At 70.0% G+C, this 18580-nt stretch carries 25 protein-coding genes; 14 read left to right on the top strand and 11 right to left on the bottom strand.

The genetic code is table 11. The features are described from left to right. Positions 1 to 14: 14 nt before the first annotated feature. The 5 genes from C8E87_RS28095 (at position 15) to C8E87_RS28075 (ending at position 3226) form a co-directional block, all read left to right on the top strand. Entirely contained in the window at positions 15 to 755 is a 741-nt protein-coding gene (locus C8E87_RS28095; RefSeq protein WP_133875863.1) for an aquaporin, read from the top strand. 269 nt (positions 756 to 1024) lie between these two features. Beyond that, on the top strand, positions 1025 to 1435 hold the full coding sequence (locus C8E87_RS28090) for an arsenate reductase ArsC (RefSeq protein WP_133875862.1): 411 nt from the start codon (positions 1025 to 1027) through the stop codon (positions 1433 to 1435). Positions 1436 to 1603: 168 nt separating this feature from the next. Beyond that, entirely contained in the window at positions 1604 to 1909 is a 306-nt protein-coding gene (locus C8E87_RS28085) for an ArsR/SmtB family transcription factor (protein ID WP_203720726.1), read from the top strand. Then, positions 1906 to 2970 carry a permease gene (locus tag C8E87_RS28080; protein WP_133875861.1) on the top strand — a complete coding sequence of 355 codons (1065 nt, stop codon included), beginning with the start codon at positions 1906 to 1908 and terminating at the stop codon, positions 2968 to 2970. Before C8E87_RS28085 ends, C8E87_RS28080 begins: the two co-directional genes overlap by 4 nt. Positions 2971 to 2983: 13 nt before the next feature. Next, positions 2984 to 3226 carry a thioredoxin family protein gene (locus C8E87_RS28075; RefSeq protein ID WP_133875860.1) on the top strand — a complete coding sequence of 81 codons (243 nt, stop codon included), beginning with the start codon at positions 2984 to 2986 and terminating at the stop codon, positions 3224 to 3226. 311 nt (positions 3227 to 3537) lie between these two features. On the opposite strand, the gene C8E87_RS28070 is transcribed toward C8E87_RS28075, so the two are convergent. Continuing rightward, positions 3538 to 4569, bottom strand: a complete 1032-nt coding sequence (locus tag C8E87_RS28070) for a hypothetical protein (RefSeq protein ID WP_133875859.1) — start codon at positions 4567 to 4569, stop codon at positions 3538 to 3540. 1 nt (position 4570) lies between these two features. Continuing rightward, positions 4571 to 5236, bottom strand: a complete 666-nt coding sequence (locus tag C8E87_RS28065) for a hypothetical protein (protein WP_133875858.1) — start codon at positions 5234 to 5236, stop codon at positions 4571 to 4573. Between the two features lie 359 nt (positions 5237 to 5595). On the opposite strand from C8E87_RS28065, the gene C8E87_RS28060 reads away from it, so the two are divergent. From C8E87_RS28060 to C8E87_RS28040, 5 genes are all read left to right on the top strand, one after another. Then, positions 5596 to 5985 (top strand): VOC family protein, encoded by a 390-nt coding sequence (locus tag C8E87_RS28060; RefSeq protein WP_203720727.1) that lies wholly within the window; start codon positions 5596 to 5598, stop codon positions 5983 to 5985. Between the two features lie 357 nt (positions 5986 to 6342). Then, the gene (locus tag C8E87_RS28055) at positions 6343 to 6957 is read left to right on the top strand and encodes a GNAT family N-acetyltransferase (protein ID WP_203720728.1); all 615 of its coding nucleotides are present in this window, start codon (positions 6343 to 6345) and stop codon (positions 6955 to 6957) included. Positions 6958 to 7213: 256 nt separating this feature from the next. After that, positions 7214 to 7567 (top strand): transketolase C-terminal domain-containing protein, encoded by a 354-nt coding sequence (locus tag C8E87_RS28050; protein ID WP_133875856.1) that lies wholly within the window; start codon positions 7214 to 7216, stop codon positions 7565 to 7567. Next, entirely contained in the window at positions 7560 to 8852 is a 1293-nt protein-coding gene (locus C8E87_RS28045; protein ID WP_133875855.1) for a dihydrolipoamide acetyltransferase family protein, read from the top strand. The genes C8E87_RS28050 and C8E87_RS28045 overlap by 8 nt, the downstream gene beginning before the upstream one ends. A 5-nt stretch (positions 8853 to 8857) precedes the next feature. Further along, on the top strand, positions 8858 to 9103 hold the full coding sequence (locus tag C8E87_RS28040; RefSeq protein ID WP_239080336.1) for an acyl carrier protein: 246 nt from the start codon (positions 8858 to 8860) through the stop codon (positions 9101 to 9103). A 155-nt stretch (positions 9104 to 9258) separates the two neighbouring features. Here the strand turns inward: C8E87_RS28040 and C8E87_RS28035 are convergent, their stop codons facing one another. Continuing rightward, entirely contained in the window at positions 9259 to 9948 is a 690-nt protein-coding gene (locus C8E87_RS28035) for a CBS domain-containing protein (protein WP_133875854.1), read from the bottom strand. Positions 9949 to 10027: 79 nt separating this feature from the next. On the opposite strand from C8E87_RS28035, the gene C8E87_RS28030 reads away from it, so the two are divergent. Then, positions 10028 to 10192, top strand: a complete 165-nt coding sequence (locus tag C8E87_RS28030; RefSeq protein ID WP_133875853.1) for a universal stress protein — start codon at positions 10028 to 10030, stop codon at positions 10190 to 10192. 38 nt (positions 10193 to 10230) lie between these two features. Here C8E87_RS28030 and C8E87_RS28025 read toward each other — a convergent pair whose 3' ends face one another. The 5 genes from C8E87_RS28025 to C8E87_RS43875 all read right to left on the bottom strand — a co-directional run bounded on the left by C8E87_RS28025 (position 10231) and on the right by C8E87_RS43875 (position 13721). Continuing rightward, positions 10231 to 10605: a winged helix-turn-helix transcriptional regulator gene (locus C8E87_RS28025; protein WP_133875852.1), complete on the bottom strand. Its 375-nt coding sequence runs from the start codon at positions 10603 to 10605 to the stop codon at positions 10231 to 10233. A gap of 256 nt (positions 10606 to 10861) precedes the next feature. Then, positions 10862 to 11698 (bottom strand): enoyl-CoA hydratase/isomerase family protein, encoded by an 837-nt coding sequence (locus tag C8E87_RS28020; protein ID WP_133875851.1) that lies wholly within the window; start codon positions 11696 to 11698, stop codon positions 10862 to 10864. Positions 11699 to 11914: 216 nt separating this feature from the next. After that, on the bottom strand, positions 11915 to 12664 hold the full coding sequence (locus C8E87_RS28015) for an ABC transporter (protein WP_133875850.1): 750 nt from the start codon (positions 12662 to 12664) through the stop codon (positions 11915 to 11917). Beyond that, a complete protein-coding gene (locus C8E87_RS28010) occupies positions 12661 to 13536 on the bottom strand; it encodes an ABC transporter ATP-binding protein (protein WP_166661263.1) in 876 nt (291 codons plus the stop codon). Before C8E87_RS28010 ends, C8E87_RS28015 begins: the two co-directional genes overlap by 4 nt. Next, positions 13533 to 13721: a PLDc N-terminal domain-containing protein gene (locus C8E87_RS43875; RefSeq protein ID WP_166661262.1), complete on the bottom strand. Its 189-nt coding sequence runs from the start codon at positions 13719 to 13721 to the stop codon at positions 13533 to 13535. The genes C8E87_RS28010 and C8E87_RS43875 overlap by 4 nt, the downstream gene beginning before the upstream one ends. Before the next feature lie 220 nt (positions 13722 to 13941). Here C8E87_RS43875 and C8E87_RS28005 point away from each other — a divergent pair, with 220 nt between their 5' ends. Together C8E87_RS28005 and C8E87_RS28000 are read left to right on the top strand one after the other, a co-directional pair. Further along, the gene (locus C8E87_RS28005; protein ID WP_133875848.1) at positions 13942 to 14922 is read left to right on the top strand and encodes a hypothetical protein; all 981 of its coding nucleotides are present in this window, start codon (positions 13942 to 13944) and stop codon (positions 14920 to 14922) included. A 139-nt stretch (positions 14923 to 15061) separates the two neighbouring features. After that, positions 15062 to 15454, top strand: coding sequence for a nitroreductase family deazaflavin-dependent oxidoreductase (locus tag C8E87_RS28000; RefSeq protein ID WP_203720730.1), 393 nt, complete (start codon positions 15062 to 15064; stop codon positions 15452 to 15454). 190 nt (positions 15455 to 15644) lie between these two features. Here C8E87_RS28000 and C8E87_RS27995 read toward each other — a convergent pair whose 3' ends face one another. Then, positions 15645 to 16007 (bottom strand): VOC family protein, encoded by a 363-nt coding sequence (locus C8E87_RS27995; protein WP_133875846.1) that lies wholly within the window; start codon positions 16005 to 16007, stop codon positions 15645 to 15647. A 429-nt stretch (positions 16008 to 16436) separates the two neighbouring features. Between C8E87_RS27995 and C8E87_RS27990 the strand changes: the two genes are divergently transcribed. After that, on the top strand, positions 16437 to 16922 hold the full coding sequence (locus C8E87_RS27990; RefSeq protein ID WP_133875845.1) for a nitroreductase/quinone reductase family protein: 486 nt from the start codon (positions 16437 to 16439) through the stop codon (positions 16920 to 16922). A gap of 197 nt (positions 16923 to 17119) precedes the next feature. Here C8E87_RS27990 and C8E87_RS27985 read toward each other — a convergent pair whose 3' ends face one another. Then, a complete protein-coding gene (locus C8E87_RS27985) occupies positions 17120 to 17845 on the bottom strand; it encodes an ABC transporter permease (protein WP_133875844.1) in 726 nt (241 codons plus the stop codon). Next, positions 17842 to 18543 (bottom strand): ABC transporter ATP-binding protein, encoded by a 702-nt coding sequence (locus tag C8E87_RS27980; protein ID WP_133875843.1) that lies wholly within the window; start codon positions 18541 to 18543, stop codon positions 17842 to 17844. Before C8E87_RS27980 ends, C8E87_RS27985 begins: the two co-directional genes overlap by 4 nt. Positions 18544 to 18580 lie beyond the last annotated feature (37 nt).

Raw genomic sequence — 18580 nt, 5'->3', positions numbered from 1 at the left:
AGTCGTCTCAGGCCATGCACCAGATCACCTTGTGGCGGCGGCTGCTCGCCGAGTTCCTCGGCACCGCACTATTGGTCACCGCCGTCGTCGGCTCCGGCATCATGGCGGTCAAGCTGTCACCCAACGACGTCGGCCTGCAACTGCTGCAGAATTCGGTCGCCACCGCGTTCGCCCTCGGCGCGTTGATCCTGACCTTCGGCCCGGTCTCCGGCGCCCACTTCAACCCGGTCGTCTCCGCGGCCGACTGGTTCCTCGGCCGACGCCACGGCACCGGCCTCGCCGGCAAAGAGCTCGGTGGGTACGCCGTAGCGCAGACCCTCGGCGCCATCGCCGGGTCGATCCTGGCGAATCTGATGTTCGACCTGGCGCCGGTCACGATGTCGACCAAGGACCGCGCCGACGGGCATCTGTGGCTCGGCGAGGTCGTCGCCGTCGTCGGCCTGCTCCTGCTGATCTTCGCGCTGGTCCGGTCCGGCCGGGCCTCGGTCGCCCCGGCCGCGGTCGGCGCCTACATCGGCGCCGCCTACTGGTTCACCAGCAGCACCAGCTTCGCCAACCCGGCCGTCACCGTCGGCCGGGCGTTCACCGACACCTTCGCCGGCATCGCCCCCACGTCGGTGCCAGGCTTCGTCGCAGCCCAGCTCGTCGGCCTGCTGCTCGGGGTGGGCCTGGTACTGGCGCTGTACCCGCACGCCGGCGAGAACGCCGGCGCCGTCGTCGTCCCACACGACGCCGACCCGGCTCACCGCCTGTGAACACCGACACCCAGGCGCTGCTCGCCACAACGACCGCCAGATTGACCGCACGCTTTGACGGCGTCCACACCAACGACACCGTGACCCGCTACGTCGCACCGCACCGCCTCCGCCGACCCCCGGCTGCCGGAACTCACCGAACAGTTCGCCGCCGACCGGCTCGCCGCCCTCGCCACGGCCGGCACCACGCACCAGCTGCCCGAGATCGACACCCGAATCCCGAACCTGCCCAGCCGGCTCACCGCCACTCCTCGAGAAAGACGCCTGTCATGAGCGACACCAAGCCCACCGTCCTGTTCGTCTGCGTCCACAACGCCGGCCGCTCCCAGATGGCCGCCGGCTGGCTGCGCCACCTCGCCGGGGACACCGTGGAGGTCCGCTCCGCCGGCTCCGAACCCGCCGACCAAATCAACCCGGCCGCGGTCGAGGCGATGAGGGAGGTCGGCATCGACATCACCGACCAGACCCCGACCAAGCTGACCTGGGACGCCGCCAAGGAGTCCGACGTCATCATCACCATGGGCTGCGGCGACGCCTGCCCCGTCTTCCCCGGCAAGCGCTACGAGGATTGGAAGCTGGAAGACCCGGCCGGCAAGGGCGTCGAGTCGGTCCGGCCGATCCGCGACGAGATCAAGTCACGCATCGAGGTGCTCCTCGCCGACCTGATCCCCGCCTCCTGACCATGGACGCGATCCGCGATCTGATCATCATCGGCTCCGCGCCGGACCTTGATCGAAATAGACGGCATATCCGGCCTCGCGTCAGCAAACGCCGATGGCCCATCAGTCCCTGCCGAACGAGTCGACAGGATCTACGCAGTCCAACGACGGTCGGTGGATGCTGCGAGGGTGAACACTTCAACGGCGATTGCAGCAAGCACGATCGAATCGGCGGCGCTGCTGGGTGCGGTCGCTGACCCGGTGCGGTGGCGGCTGCTCACCCATCTGGCCGACGGCCGGACCCGATGCGTCTGCGATCTGCAGCCGGTCGCGGCGGTAGCGCCGAATCTGCTGTCGTACCACCTCAAGGTGCTGCGTGAGGCGGGCCTGGTGCGCGCCCGGCGGCGGGGCCGTTGGGTCGACTACACCATCGCCGACAACGCGGCCGCCCGGCTTCAGGCCGCACTTCCCACCTTCCCAGGCAGGCCGCGATGACCAGCAGATCGCAGCCCGCACCGGCCGTGGGCGGCTGGCGCCGACCGGCCGCGCGGGGTGTGACGCTGGTGGCCGTGGCGTGTTCATGGCTGATCGCATATCAGCTGAACCGGCCGTGGTGGGACCTGGTCGTCTACGAATGGATCGGACTGAACGCGGGATCCCGGCTGGGATCCGGCGTGCACTTCTTCCTCTACGACAGCGTCAAAATCCTGCTGCTGCTCACCGGCATCATCTTCATGATCACGATCGCCCGTTCCTACCTCAGCCTGGAACGCACCCGCGCCCTGCTGGGCGGGCGCCGCGAAGGCGTCGCCAACCTCGCCGCAGCGGGACTGGGGGTCGCCACCCCGTTCTGCTCGTGCTCCGCGGTACCGGCGTTCATCGGCTTCGTCGCCGCCGGAGTGCCCCTCGGCGTCACCCTGTCGTTCCTGATCGCCAGCCCGCTCATCAACGAGGTCGCCGTCGTGCTGCTCTACGGCATGTTCGGCGCCCGCATCGCCGCCCTCTACGTGATCTCCGGACTGCTGATCGCCACCATCGCGGGGTACGTCCTCGGCAGGATCAGCCCGGCGCGCTGGGTGGAGGACTTTGTCTACCACACCACCCTGCGCGGCACTCCCGTCGTGCCGGGGCAACAGCTGACCTGGCCGGACCGCATCGCGATGGGCCGCGAAGAGGTCGCCACGATCCTGCGGAAAGTGTGGCCCTACCTGCTCGCCGGAATCGGGCTGGGCGCCGTGATCCACGGCTGGGCACCGGCGGACTTGTTCACCCGCGTCGCCGGACCGGACAACCCGTTCGGCCCGCTGGTCGCCGTTGCCATCGGGGTGCCGCTGTACTCCAACGCCGCCGGCATCCTGCCGCTGGTCGAGGTCCTGTACGCCAAAGGCATGGCGATCGGCACCGTCCTGGCCTTCATGATGAGCGTCGTCGCGCTCTCACTACCCGAACTGATCCTGCTGCGCCGCGTCCTCAAACCACCACTACTCGCCGCGTTCGTCGGTGTGGTCGCCACCGCCATCGTGGCGACCGGCTACCTGTTCAACGCCATCCTCTGAAAGGAACGGAACCATGATCATCAAGATCCTCGGGCCCGGCTGTACCAACTGCCACACCCTGGAGAGGCTCACCCGCGACGCGCTCGCCGAACTGAACCTGACAGCCGAGGTCACCAGCGTCACCGACTATCCCACCATCGTCGGCTACGGCGTCATGAGCACGCCCGCCCTCGTCGTCAACGATCACGTCGTCCTCGCCGGGCACATCCCCACCGCGGCCCAACTACGGGATCTGCTGACCAACGCAACCGTCTGACCGCCCACAATCGACGGGCTCCTCATCGAATGCCGTAAGCCGCGGGTAGATCGTCGACCGCAGGGACTACCGCGGACAAGCGCAGCCAACTTCCATACCTCGCCACCGACCACGGCCATGGATTCACCGGCCCCAGCAAGACCGGCCAAACAGGCGAAGATCACCGTACGAGCGTTCGTCTCATCGAGGTGCGGCACGTCATCCAGTTAGGAGGCACCAACGCATCGACGTCCGGCATCGCCGACCAGGAGACCCGTTCACGTCGCCATACGCTCAATGCCAGCATCCATCTTCATGTGCACAGATTCGAATCAGACGGCACCGCTATCTCGTCCAACCGGGATGTAGAGCGTCGCGGCAATCAACAACTGACCCCGATTGTTGATGTCGCGCACACCGTGGGCCACTTCCGCCGGCACGCCGGCCAAGGTGAGGTCTCGCAGGGTTCCACGGCTGTAGAGGAACGCGTGCTCGTCGGCCGAGAACGGCGCGACGTTGCCACTGCCGAGGATCACCCCATGCTCGTTGATCGCGACCGCGCCGCTGGCATTGCCGCCCGGCAGGGACCCGAGGAAGGTCATCCTGCCGTGCAGCCAGCGTACGGCGCGGCTGATCGGCTCGGTGGTCCCGTCGGTGATGCTGCCCACGATCTCACCGCGGTCATTGATGGCGTGCGCTCGGCTCCTCGTGCTGGTCGTCAACCATGTCACCGTGCCGTGTTGCCACAGGAACGCGTACTGTGGTCCCTCGACGCCCCGGCCGGACCAGCCAACCACTTGACCTTTGTTGTTGATGTCGAGGGGCTGGGTGAATCCGCCGACGCCGAGGTCGCGCATCCGTCCGTGCTGCCAGATGAACCCGCGTGGTTCGCCGTCGGCGGTCCAGCTCGTGCCGACGATCTGTCCACGGTCGTTGATGGCCGAGGCGTAGCTGGATCCGCTGCCCAGATCTCCGAGGTCGACGATGTGGCCTCGCCGCCACAACACCGCCCGCTGAAGGCCACCGCGGTCGCTGCTGCCGACCACGTCGCCATGGGCGTTGATGTCCCGGGCCATGCCGCGTTCGTCCGGGCCTGTCTCCAGAACCCCGAGGTCGGTCATCCGCCCGCGTTCCCACCGGAAGGGATGCAGGGCACGATCCGCGGTCTCGAACTGGCCCACCACCTGCCCGCTGTCGTTCATCGCGAACGCACCGGCCCGTTCACCGTCCACACCGACCAGCGGCACCGCCCGGTATTGCCAGGGCAGCCGCGCCGCCTCGCCGGCCGCGGCTGGTCCGGCGGCGGCCGCTGTGGCAACGATCGCGCAGGTCGTTGCCACCAGGATGCGTACCAGCCGAGCCATCTCAGGCCTCCGTCCGTCCGAGAGTCGCCGCCCGGCGCAGCGCCGGGCCGATCAACCGCTGGACCGTGACGCGATCGCCGGAGCCGTACTCCCATCCGAGATCGGCCAGCACCACGACGGCGCGGCCGGCGCGGGCGACGATCACGTACGTGGTGTGGGTCAACGGCTGCCCGTCCGGGTACTCCCAACGCTCCCGCAACCGGATGAGCAGCGAGTCCCGCCCCGCCACGCCGGCGCGCACGACCGTCCACTGCCCCACCGCGTCGGTGCGTCCGCCACAGCGCAACACCGTACGCAGCTCACGCAGATATCGGGCGGCACCGGCGCCCCGGTAAACGGCGACGTGCTCGACCAGCGCGGTGTGGAAGTCAGCCGTCGGGTAATCGATCACCACGGCGCCCTGAGCGCGCAGCGACGCCTGGCTACGATAACGCTGAGCACCTCCCGGCAACGGCGGGCGCAAGTGCCGGGCGTACCCGTCGTCCGCCGGCCGGGCCTGCACGCCACCAAGGTCCCGTGGTTGCAGAAAGGCCGAACCCGGAACCACACCGACGGCAGACCGGCCCTGGGCCTGGACCGGCTCGGTCACCATCACGACACCTCCGGCGACGAGCAGCACCGCGAGAAGCCGAACCAGATTTCGTGCGGACGTGAACATCATGGCCATGATCTCCTCCCTACGTGCGGGCGACATCCGGCCGGACAGATCCAGCGGGGCAGGGCAAACGGATTCACTCACGCGGATACATCCGACCCTCAACCCCACAACGTAGCCTCCGGCGCCCGACCCGCGACAGGGCCGTTGGTCCTCGACGGGTCGGGAACCATTCCCGGCTGAACCTCATCGGTCGAAACCTTCGTCCCTGCCCGCGGGCCGGTTGGCCAGGGCGCCGGCCGGGCTGCACCGGATCGCCGCGGCAGCGCATGGCCCTGTGGCCTCACCGGGGTGGGCTGTCCGGCTCTGTCCGAGTTCCACGAAACCCGCGAAGAATCGAGGCTGATGCGCACGAGGGAAGGGAGATCCCGGTGAAAGTGCTGGGGATTGACAACGTGTTCGTGCCGGTCGGCGATTTCGCCCGAGCGGTGGAGTTCTATCGCGACGTACTGGGCTTCCCCGTCACGAAACGGTTCGACCAGATGTCCACGGCGCTGTTCCAGGTCGGGGACGAGACGCCCGGGCTGGGTGTGGGAGTCGCCGACCCGCCCGCCGGCCGGCAGAAGGTCTGGTTCGAGGTGCCGGACGCCCGCGCCGCCGCGCAGGAACTGTCCGTCAAAGGGGTGCGGCCGCTGCGCCCGCCGTTCCGGATCCCGACCGGCTGGGCGTTCGAGATCCACGACCCGTGGGGCAACGTCCTCGGTTTCGCCGATTACCTCGGCAAGCCGGAACTCGGCCGCCGGCTCGGTGACGGCGGCTAGACCCTGGACTTATCGACCGGCAACCGGCCACGACCGCCGATGTCGACCGGGCAGCCATTCCTGTTCTGCGCCGACGCTACCGACGGCCGCGGACGGCTGCCCCACCACCGCTACGACGGCCACTACGGCATCGTGACGCCCGCCGGCTGAGCCGGAGCTCGAGCAAAGACCGCAGAAGGCGGACTGGCGCATGGCCTGCACCAGCCTTCGACCGAGGAACCGGACGCCACCCGCGCCGGTCAGGCCGGTCGGCGCGCGTACGAAATGTTGATCGCCGCACCGCCCGACCGGCCGTGACGAACGTCCCGGACCTATGAGCAACTCGGCCGGCGGTCAATCGAGCTGCAGTCGACCACCATGGATACGATGAAGCCGCTTGCGCAGCATCCAGACGGCGTACCGCCGGGCTACCCGCGTGAGTACGAGCGCGACTTACGGCTCTCGGACGGGCGGCGGGCGTTCATTCGCCCCATCGTTCCCGAGGACAGCGCTCACCTCGCACAGGCGATCCGAACCGCCGACCCGGAAACCCTGTACCGCCGCTTCCTCGGGTCACCGCCGCGCATCACGCCGACGCTGCTGGCACACCTCTGCACGGTGGACTACCAGAAGCGGTTCGCCCTGATCGCTGCCGACCCATGCACCGCAGACGGCATCGCCATCGCCCGCTACGAACACAGCGCGGCCGGTGCCGCGGAAATAGCCGTCGCCGTGGACCCGGCATGGCGGCGGGCCGGTCTGGCCACCGCGCTGGTGGAAATGCTCGCCGAAGCCGCACTCGACCGCGGGATCCGCACCTTCAGCGCCCTCTATCTGGCAGAGAACCGGCCTGTGACAGCCCTGCTCGACCTGGTGGGCAGCGGCAGAAAAGAAACCATCCGGCAGGGTTTCGCCGAGGCCGCCGTGGCTCTGGACAGCGACGATGTGGCGGCCGCCGTGCACCAGCTGGGCGATCTAGGCGATGACCGGTGAGTCACCGGCTCCCCGCTGACGACCGCTCCACGGTGAGGCTGCCGTCCGGGTCCAGACCGATCCATACGTCGAAGTCGCGGCCCGCCTGCCGCAGTGTGTTCTGCAGCCATCGGGTGTCGCCGGTGGATGCCCCGTCGTAGCCGCCTGCGGTGTGTCTGCAACGGCAGCGTGCGCAGCTGCACGGCCGAGGTGCCCACCCTGTACGGACCGGCTCCTCGATGACGCTCGGGACCGACGGCCCGCCCGCCGCCAACCGATGGCCCTGGCATCGCTTGCCGCAGCGTGCACATGGTCGAGGCAAGCATTCGTCGAGGCCGAGGTCGTGGATCTGCGGACACTTCGGCCGATCGACGATCAAACGATCATGGAGTCCGTCGCCCACACCCACCGCGTGGTGATCGTCGACGAGGCGTGGCGTTCCGGCAGCCTGGCCGCCGAGGTCAGCGCCCGCATCGTCGAGCAGGCCTTCTACGAGCTGGACGCCCCGATCAGCCGGGTCTGTTCAGCCGAAGTGCCCATGCCGTACGCCGCCGCCCTCGAGCACGCGGCGCTTCCGCAGCCGGAGGACGTCCAGGCGGCCGCGGCCGGGCTGGTGAACGGCGATGGCTGAGTTCCGGATGCCCTCGCTCGGCGCCGACATGACCGAGGGAACGCTGCTCGAATGGCTGGTCCAGCCGGGGGCGACCGTCCACAAAGGCGACGTCGTCGCCGTGGTGGACACCAGCAAGGCGGCCATCGAGGTGGAGTGTTTCACCAGCGGCACCGTCCGGCGGCTGCTCGTCGAGCCGGGCACCCAGGTACCGGTCGGCACCCCCCTGGCCCTGATCGGGGAAGAGGAACCGGTGGCGCCGATCGCCCCGCCGCCGCTCACCGGTCACCCGGCGGCGCCTGTGCTGTCGCCGCTGGTACGCCGGGACGCCTCGGCGCGGCACGTCGACCTCGGCACCGTGCACGGCACCGGGCCGGGCGGCCGGGTCACCCGGCTGGACGTGGAGCACGCCGTCGAGGCCCCCGCGCCGCCGCCGGCCGGGCCGGCCCGTCGCCGGGTCTCGCCACGAGCCCGGCGGCTCGCCCGGGAGACCGGCATAGACCTGTCCGCCATCAGCGGAAAGGGCCCGGCCGGCATCATCCGGGCCGCCGATGTCGAAGGTGCCGAGCCCGCCGTCGCCCGGCCGGCCCCGCCCGCCGCGGAACCCGCGGTGCCCACCACCGCGGAGCAGGCCGCGCGGCGCGCCGCCGCCATGCGAGCCACCATCGCCGCGCTCATGGCCCGGTCCAAGCGCGAGATCCCGCATTACTACCTGACCGAGACGATCGACCTCACCGACGCCCTCGCCTGGCTGCATGACCGCAACCAGGATCTGCCGGTGCCGCGACGCGTGGTCCCCGCGGCGCTGCTGCTGAAGGCCGCGGCCCGCGCCGCGCGCGAGGTGCCCGAGCTGAACGGCTTCTGGATCGACGAAGCCTTCTTGCCCGCACCCACGGTCAACCTCGGTGTGGCGATCTCGCTACGCGGCGGCGGGCTGGTGGCGCCGGCCATGGCGGAGGCGGACACGCTGAACCTGGACGAGTTGATGGACCGGCTGAAGGACCTGGTCTCCCGGACCCGAGCCGGGCGGCTACGCGCGTCGGAGTTGTCCAGCCCGACCATCACCGTCTCCAACCTCGGCGAACAGGGCGTTGAATCGATCATCGGGGTGATCTATCCCCCGCAGGTCGCGCTCGTCGGATACGGAACCGTCACCGAGCGCCCGTGGGCGGTGCGCGGCCTTCTCGGCATACGCCGGACGGTGACCGTGAGCCTCGCCGCGGACCACCGGGCGACCGACGGGGCGACCGGCGCCCGCTATCTGCGCACCCTCGCCCGGCTGCTGGAACGACCGGAGGAGCTGTGAATCACATGGAGACCATGACGATGATCCGTACGACGCTGCGTGAGGTGGCGCCCGAGGCCGACCTCGACCACCTGGAGCCTGGCGCGGACCTTCGCGAGGCCTTGGAGCTGGACTCGCTCGACTTCCTACGTTTCGTCGAGCTGCTGAGCGAGCGGAGCGGCCGGCGCATCGACGAGGACGACTATCCGAGGCTGGCCACGATGTCCGGCGCCGCGATGTTCCTGGACGCGGCCGCCCATGGCACATCCTGAACCGCGTCGGCGGCGACCGGCCACGTGGGACCTCGCATCGACCGCCGAACTGCATCAATGGTTCTGACACCGGCAACGGCCGCACCATTGCGGACGCGGACAACGGGCGCGGCGACACGACAGCCGACGTGGTTCACCCCGTGGGGTGACGCCCGTCAGCGCGTGCCGAACCCCAACCGCGAGCCGTGGACCTGGCTGTCGTCGAAGCGGTACTCCAGCGTGGAGGTCATGTCGACGACACCGGCGATCTGGCGGGTCAGCCGTTCGGCGATATCCGCGGACGACCAGCGGTCGACCTTTCCGGCCAACGTGACGACACCGTCCACCACGTTCACGAGGACAGTCTCCGCTTCCTCAGGCAGGAACCTTTCCACGACGTTGATCCGGACATCGGCGAGGATCTCGCCGTCCGACCGCAGGTGCACCTTCAGCAGGTCACCTCGAGTGACTATGCCGATCAGCCGGCCGCGGACGTCGACCACCGGAACCCGTTTGACGCCCGCCCGGTCCATCGTCCGGGCCGCCGACATGATCGAGGTCCCCCCGGGCACGACGACCGGGTGGGTGGTCATGAGCTCGGCCGCGGTACGCCCCTGCGAGCGGCGGAGGTCGTCCCGGCGGCGCGGGCCGTCGAAGACACGCGGTTCGCTGCCACCGGCGTACTCGACCTTGCGGAGCAGATCCGTCTCGGAAACCACGCCCAGGACCCGTCCCAGTTCGTCGATCACCGGTATGGCGCTGATCCGCCGCTCGGCCAGCAGGTCGACGAGCTCTCGGTAGGTCGTGGCAGGCTCGGCCGACACCACCGCGCGGGTCATCACATCATCGACAGTCCACGTCCTCATCACGGTCGGCCTCCCTCGTTGCTCCAGTTCCGATCGTATGGCGGCGCGCACCGTGTCGGCAGGGACGAAGGTCCCCGGAATGCGGGTCCTCCGCGGAACGCCGAGCCTGTGCGCGGAGTCGCAGCACGCCGGGCTCGTCGTCCTGGGCAGCGGCGGCATCGCCGGCTGGCAACTCGGCTCGGTGAGCTACCAGGTGCTGCACCGCTCGCGCGGACCCGGACCGGCCTTGTCACCGTTTTCTTGACTCTCCGGCTACCGCCGGATCTCCTGCTGGAGTAACAACTAGGCGTTTCGGGCGTCGTACGCGCGCTGGAACTCCTGAATCTCGTCGCTGTGGGCCAGGGCCCATTCGTACAGCCGGGTGAACGGTTCGCGGAACGACTCGCCCAGGGGCGTGAGGGAATACTCGACCCCGACCGGCGAGGTCTCGAGGACCCGGCGGACGACCAGGCCGTTGCGCTCCAGACGCCGCAGCGTCTGGGTCAGGACACGCTGGGTGACGCCTTCCAGCTGCCGGCGGATCTCGTTGAAGCGGGTGGGTTCCTCCAGCACGGCCAGCACCATCATCGTCCACTTGTCGGCGACCTGGTCCAGGATCGGCCGGGTCGGGCAATCCACGACGAATCGGGGACTCGTACTGGGGGCGGTGACGGGCATGGGTATCCCTTCCGATCCTTGGTGCTCCGGGAGTGCGTTTTTGACCAGCACTGGCGGCCCGGCCAGTGTGGTATGCACAAGGAACCTACACCTCCCTCGACAACCAGGTACGTACTGCCGACGACCCGCCCTCTCCCGCAAGGAACATCCACGGACACCGCCACGTCCACCGTCGTCACGGGCGCCAACAAGGGTCTCGACCGAGCGCGCATTCCCGCGGTAGCCCCGGCCCGGACGGCGTCTCCGCGGCCGGCGCTCAGATGTCGGCCGAGACCTGCCGCAGGAAGCCTTCGAGATCACGCTCAGGCCCGGCGGTCTGCAGGTCCCGCTCCATCGCGAGCCTCATCTTCCGGCCCGGCGCGTCCCCGCCGACGAGCCGGTACCACTCGTCGTGCTCCACGTTCAGGCCGCGCGTGAGATCCGCGGCCGGAAGCGCGCGCTTGACCCCCTCGATCACGCCCGGGTCCAGCGCCGCGATGTTGCCGGCGAGCCGGGTCACGAACGCGTCGAGTTCGGCGTCGGGAACGGCGCGGTTGATCCATCCGTACAGCGCCGCGGTCTCCGCATCGAACAGGTCGGCTCCCAGCACCACCTCGAGCGCACGGTTGCGGCCGGCCTTTTCGAGCAGGAGCTGGGTTCCACCGCCGCCGGGGATGATCCCGAGCAGGACCTCGCTCTGCGCGATCTTCCCACGCTCCGTGCCCGCGAACGTCATGTCCGCGGCCGCCACGAACTCCGCACCGCCGGCCCGGGCGATGCCGGCCAGCTTGACGATGGTGACCTGCGGCTGACTGCGCAGCAGTTCCCCGATCCCCTGATGGACGTTGACATGCAGATAGTCCTTCCGGACCGCCTCCAGAGCCGGGTAGCTGTCGAAGATCCCGAAGTCGACGTGGGCGAGGAAGAACTCGTCGTGGGCGCTCTCGAACACGATCACCCGGGTGGTGTCGTCCGCCCGCAGGCGCCCGAGCAGATCATGCAGGTCGAGCATCATCTGCCCGTCCAGCGTGTTCACCGGCGGGTGGTCGAGAGCCACCGTGGCGACGCCGCCGGCGAGGCGTACGTGCAGGGACGAGTAGCTGGGAAGGTGCATCGTGATATCCGATCGGTTGTCGACAGGCGTGTAGGTTCCTCACGCATACCAATCCTCGACTCGCCGGATCGTGCGTCGCAAGAACGCACTTTCGCGGTACCAGAGATCCCCAGGGGTACCTACCCGGCCTGCCGCAGCTGGGCGCACCCGAAGACCCGGACTGCTCAGTGGTCCGGCGCGGCGCCGTGGCCCGCTGTGCGACCGGTCGGCCGGACGTCAGAGTTCGCGGCGGTCACCGAGCCGGACCGCGCCGGTCAACGCGAGGACGATGAGAATCAGCGTCACCGCGAGGCCCGGCAGATAGTCGCCGGGCGCCCGGCCGGCGGTGAGCTCGCCGAGGGCGCCCAGCAGCCCGGTGGGAAGCCACGTGCCCACCCGAGCGGCGCTGCCGAGGATGCCGATGAGCAGCAAGACGGCCAGCGCGCTGCCCGCCGCCGCGAGCACGCTCCGCACCAGGGCGGCCATGAACGCCACGAGGGCGACGGCGAACGCCAGGGACACGGACCCGTAGGCGATCCCGGCCAGCATGGCGGTGGCCGGTGGGGCGCCCAGCAAGATCGCTGTCTCGTACCAGGCACAGGCCGTACCGAGCAACAGGCCGGCCACGGCGCCGGCGACGTTGATCGCGTACGCCGGCAGGACGATCGAGCGTACGCCGGCGACCCGCGTCCGCAGAAAGACGGCCATCTCCCGGCGCGCGTCGAACGCCAGCGCCGACGCCGAGACCAGGACGACGACGAGCAGACCGATCTGCGACGCGTTGCCGACGAACTGTGTGATGCCGTCGGCCGGCGTGGGCTCGGGGAATTGCACCTGAACGCCCTCGGTGCCGATGGCATCGAGAATCCGATCGAGATAGCGGGCGGTGAGTGGGCCGGTCAGGCCGAAGAACGCGTACACCGCAAGGAGCGCGACCAGGCGTCGCGTCCGCACCAGACGCAGCAGTTCCAGGCGCCACAGGGTCATGACGTCAGCTCCAGGAACACGTCCTCCAGCTCGGCCTCGCGCGGGCCGACGCTGATCACCTTCGCGCCGGACTGGGCGAGCACGCCGGCCATGTGGGTCTCCGCCTCGTCCATCGTGCGTACCCCGACGATCAGCCCGGCGCCGCCCGGACGTACCGAAGTCACCCAATCCTGGCGCCGCAGCAGCGCCTCGGCCTGATCACCACCGCTTCGCAGACGAAGCTCGACCGAGGGCGTCGCCCGGCCCACCAGCAGTTGATCCAGGCTGCCCTGAAAGAGCAGGCGGCCGTCGCGCAGGATGCCGATCCGGTCGCAGACCTCCTGCACGTCGGCCAGGATGTGACTGGAGAAGATCACGGTCGCGCGGCCGCGCAGCCGGGCGATCAGGTCGAGCACCTCCCGGCGGCCGGCCGGATCGAGGGCGGACGCCGGCTCGTCGAGGAGTAGCAGAGACGGTTCGCCGACCATGGTGGCGGCCAGTCCCAGCCGCTGCAGCATGCCGCGCGAATAGCCACCGGCCCGGCGGGCGGAGGCCTCGGCGAGCCCCGCCTCGGCCAGCACCTCGTCCACCTTGCCGGTCGGCGTCGAAGGAGCCAGACGAGCCGCCAGCGAGACCACTTCCCGGCCGGTGAGCCACGGATCGAACTGTGGTGTGTCGGGCAGAGTCGCGACCCGGTCACGCTCCACCTCGAGCCGGATCGATCCGCTGGTCGGACGACGAAGCCCGGCGAGGATGCCCAGGAGCGTGGTCTTGCCCGCGCCGTTCGGCCCGACCAGCCCGTACACCGAGCCGGCCGGGACGGCCAGATCGACACCGTCCAGAGCGGCGTGTGCCCCGTAGCGCTTCGTCAACGCCGAGGTCTCGACGATCACCGGTGGCCACGGCCCACGAGCAGGTAGACGATTCCCCCGAGCGGGATCGAGATCACGCAGATCAGCGCCCAGGCCCACTTGGGCAGGTAACGCACCTCGTGGCGGGAGAGGTCGTAGAAGCAGTAACCGAGGAAGGCCACGCCGAGCAGGATCAGGGGCAGGAGCGCAAGGGTGGTGTCGCTCATGGCACACGATGGTAGTGCGCCAGGAATGACGCGCCCGCCCTCACGGGACAAAGATCTGCCGAAGGTCCGCCGGGAAGGGGACTTCGGCCCCTGCTGACCCGTCTCCGTTCCTCGTGCGGCGAAGACGCCGGATGCGATCGTCACCCGGAAAGTCGGGCCTTTCGCCTCTCGCGGCGCGGACCGCCCCGCGTTACGACACAGGGAGGGAAGGGAGACCTCCATGTTCAGCAACGTGGACCGGGCGTTGGGAGCCGCGGCCGCGGTCGTCCTGGCGCTGACAGTCGCGCCGGGCGGCGCCGCCGCGGCGACCAGGCGCTACGAGGCCGTGGATCTGGGATTCGGCGGGGAGGCCCGGGCCATCAACGATCGCGGCGACATCGTCGGCGAAGGATCACTCACCGCCGGCTCGGGCACCCACGGGTTCCTCTGGTCAGCCGGCCGGCTGACCGATCTCGGTGTGCTGCAGCCGGGCCAGGGCGAGTACGGACGGGCGACGGCGGTGAACAACCGCGGTGAGGTGGCCGGATTCAGTGTGGTGCACTGGGATCCGGAACAGTCCACGGCGCACGCTTTCGTCTGGCGGCACGGCACGCTGACCGACATCGACCCCGGCAGCGTGGACAGCATGGCCACCGCCATCAACAACCGGGGCGAGGTCGTCGGAACCCGGTACACCACCGCGGGCCAGCGGGCGTTCCGGTGGCGGGACGGGAGAATGACGGAGCTCGGCACCGGGTACCCATGGGACATCAACGACCGCGGCCAGGTCATCGGGACGGACCACGTCGGCGGGACCGGGGCCACGATGTGGTTCGGCGGCCGGACGTACGACCTCGGCGCGCCGGCCGGATACGACGACTGGTCGCCGGTCGCCATCAACGACCGGGGATGGATCGTCGGGAACGCCAGCTTCATCACCAGCCGCGCGTACCTGCTGCAGTCGGGCACCTTCCTCGACCTGGGCACCTTCGGTGGTGAGGCCGCATACGCGATCGACGTCAACGACCGCGGTCAGGTTGTGGGCTTCGCCGAGACAGCTTCCGGCGCCATGCATCCGTTCCTCTGGCAGGACGGCGTCCTGCGGGATCTGACGACGGCCGGCATCCCCGACCACGTCACCGTCAACGCCTTGGGCGACCGCGGCCAGATCGTCGGCACGGTCGGCAGCCAGTTCGACCAGCACGCCGGCTACTTCCGCTGAGAAACCGTCCGGTCCCGGCTGGGCGTCACGAATCGGGGCGCGCCCTGGGCGCGCCAGAAAGGTCGTGGTGGACATCATGACTACCGACAGAGCTCCCGCCTTCCACATGACACGCGCACGCCGGATCGGGGACCGCGTCGTGAGCGTGTTGATCCGCGCCGGTCTCGTCCCGCACTCGTACCTGCTCACCACCCGCGGACGCAGAACCGGCCGGATGCGCACCACCCCGGTCACCCTCATCGAGCGCGACGACCGGCGCTTCCTGGTGGCGCCGTACGGGGCGGTGGCCTGGGTGCTGAACGCCCGTGCAGCCGGCCGGGTGACGCTCAGCCGCCGTGGGCACACGACGCACTACGCCGTCCGGGAGGTGGGCGCGGACGAGGCCGGTCCGGTGCTGAAGCAATACATCCTGATCGCCCGGCCGACCCGGCCGTACTTCGACGCCGCACCGGACGCGCCGGTATCCGACTTCGTCGCCGAGGCCGGCCGGCACCCGGTCTTCGAACTCACCCCGGCGGACCGCCCCGGCTGAGCCAGCCAAGCCTCAGGGCGACTCCCTATGGGTCGGCAGACCGGTGCCACCGTCGCGGGCCGCCAAGCCGGTTCATGGCCTGATCCTGAACCCGGCCACCGGTCCCTGGCCGGCGATGCCCAAGGAACCCATCGCCGGCCCGCCACGGCGACCGGACCCGCTCATGCCGCTGGGGTCCGTGCGCCACCTGTCAGTCGGTGATCGGGGTGGCAGCGCGAAGCAGCCCGACGACGTTGCCTTCGGGATCGCGGAACAACGCGAAGGACATCGAGTCGTCGATCGGGGTCGGTGGGACGAGCGGCGTTCCGCCCAGGTCACCGATCAGCTTGAGGGCGGTCTCCAGATCCTCGACCTGAACATAGATCGTCACGTACGGCGGGGCCTGCTCGCGTGCCTGCATCAGGCCGCCGCCGAGCCCGCCGCCGACGCGGTCCACCATGCGGTAACCGGGGCCGCCGTCGCGGATCGTCCAGCCGAACGCCTTGGCGTAGAAGTCCTGCAGAGTCTCGAGGTCACGACCGCCGATCTCCCAGTGCACCACCGGATTTGGCATGTCTTCCGTCCTCCCTCATCAGGCCCCCGCGGACGACGGCACTTCCAGGTTGCGAGGCGCGGCCCCACGGGGACGGTCGGATCGTGCTGACGTCTACGACACCCGCGTCCGATCGGCCGCACCAGGGGCGAACGACCTGTGCTCCGAGCGTTCCGTCCCGCGGAACCGGCATCGACGGAGCGGGTGGTCTTCGCGAGCGCCCCCCGTTTCCTTCCGCGGCGGAGGACCGGCGAACCGGCGCCGGCCGCAAGGTTCAGCTGCGCCTGGAGGTGTTGCCGGCGCAAGGCCGGAACCGCCCTCCGGACCCGCGTCTGGCCGGCTGGTGGTCGCGGGTCAGGCGGTGGCAACACATGACCTTCGGCTCTGGCTTCGCCACGGCCACCGATCCTAGGGTGACGGCGAGGTGATCCTGCCGGAGGAGGCCTACACATGTCTGTGCACGAGAAGGCGACCCGACCGTGGCTGCCCCCGCGCTGGTTCATTCGGTTCGCCTGGTCGGTTCATCGGACGCTGTACCGGGTGAGCGGCGGCCGGGTCGGGTTGCGACGGCCGAGCGCGGGGCGCTACGGGATGATGCGGCTGACCACGATCGGGCGGCGTAGCGGGGTCGAGCGCGGCGTCATCCTGGCCTACTTCGAGGACGGGCCGGATGTGGTGACGCTGGCGATGAACGGGTGGGGGAAACCCGAGCCGGCGTGGTGGCTGAACCTGCGGTCGAACCCGGAGGCGACTGTGGAGTTGCCGGACGGGCGGCGGCTCGTACGGGCACACGCGGCGACCGGGGAGGAGCGGGCGCGGCTGTGGGGTCGCTGGCGGGAGATCGATCGGAAGCTCGACGCGTACGCCGCGCTGCGGCCGACGGAGACGGCGGTGGTGGTGCTGGCTCCGCGGTCGCGGGAAGAAGAGCAGCGGTGATCGACAGGAATCGCCGGCGTGGCGACAGCGGCGGCGGCGCACGGCATCGAGCCGGTCCCGCTGCGACGCCGGTGGGTGATACGGGGCGGATCAGAACCACTGGAGCACCCGGACCCTGAAATCGGCCGAGCGAACTCGCCTGCCGGCATGGGCCGGGCAACGTCGAAGCGCCGCTCCTCGTACGCCTCGGCCGGGTTTCAGACGACATCGCGCCGTACCGTCGTCAGAGTGGCGGCGGCCGCGAAGACCACGGCGTAGGCCGCCAGCGCCAGACCGGCCAGCCACTGCGGCGGGCCGTCGGTGGCGGTCGGCAGCGTGTCAAGGGCCGAGCCGAGGGCGAACGGGAGCCAGCCGGCGGCGTCGCCGACGAGCTGGCCGACGATGCCCTCGACCAGGGCGATCCAGGCGAGGGCGGCGGCGATCGCGCCCATCAGGTTGGTGATCAGCGCGCCGACGCCCACGCCGATCGCGCCGAAGAGGGCGTTCCACAGGATGCCACCGGCGATGGTCTGCCAGAGGTCGCCGGAGGTGACGGCCAGGGACTCGCCTCGGGCGGCCAGCCAGATGGCGGCCGAGGCCAGGGCGGTCGCGGCGGCGGCCACGCCGAAGACCAGCCCGGCGATCGAGTAGACACCGAGCTTGGCCAGCACGACAGGGGCGCGGTCGGGCGTCGTGAGGTACGTGTCGGAGATCGTGCGGTGCCGGTACTCGCCGGCGACCGCCATGATGCCGAGGACGAGCGCGAACAGCGACACCAGGCCGATGTGCGAGACGGCGGCCCGCTGCGTCTCGGTGGCCGCGATGTCGTCGCGCCTGGCCATGACTCCGGAGATGCCGGCGATGACGAGCAGTTGCGCGGCGGCGAACAGGATCAGCGGGGTACGGGTGGTGAGCAGTTTGCGGATCTCGGCGCGCACGATCATCGGGGAGCCTCCTCGGTCAGCCGCAGGAACGCGCTCTCGAGCCCGTCCCCGGCCAGTCGGTCCAGGGCGCCGGAGTAACGCAACCGGCCGCCGCTGATGACGATGACCCGGTCGACGGTCTGGGCCACCTCGGCCAGCACGTGGCTGGAGATCAACACGGTGCGGCCCTGATCCGCCTGCTCGCGGAGCAGTTTGCGCAGCCAGGCCATGCCCGCCGGGTCGAGGCCGTTGGCGGGCTCGTCGAGGATCAGCACGGCGGGGTCGCCGAGCAGCGCCGCCGCGAGGCCGAGTCGCTGGCGCATGCCGAGCGAGAACCCGCCGACGCGCCGGCCGGCATCGGCGGCGAGGCCGATCTGATCGAGCACCTCGTCGACCCGGGCAGCGGGCAGGCCGCTGCCGGTGGCCAAGATCAGCAGGTGCTGGCGGGCGGTGCGGCCGGGGTGGAAGCCGGTCGCCTCGAGGACTGCTCCGACAGCACGGCGGGGATGCGGAAGGTCGGCGTAGCGCTTGCCGTCGATGGTGGCTGTTCCGGCGGTCGGCCGGATCAACCCGAGCAGGATGCGCAGGGTGGTGGTCTTGCCGGCGCCGTTGGGACCGAGGAAGCCGGTGATCCCAGGCGTCACCTCGAAGCTGAGATCGCTGACGGCCTCCACGGCGTCGAACCGCTTGGTCAGGCCGGTCACTGTCACATGGCTCATGGACCTGACTGTGTCCGGACGAAGGGCTCTTGTCGTC

The sequence above is a fragment of the Paractinoplanes brasiliensis genome, from assembly GCF_004362215.1.
Lineage (GTDB): Bacteria > Actinomycetota > Actinomycetes > Mycobacteriales > Micromonosporaceae > Actinoplanes > Actinoplanes brasiliensis.
The sequence above is the reverse complement of the archived record's forward strand: the minus strand, read 5'-3'. Positions and strand labels throughout refer to the sequence as shown.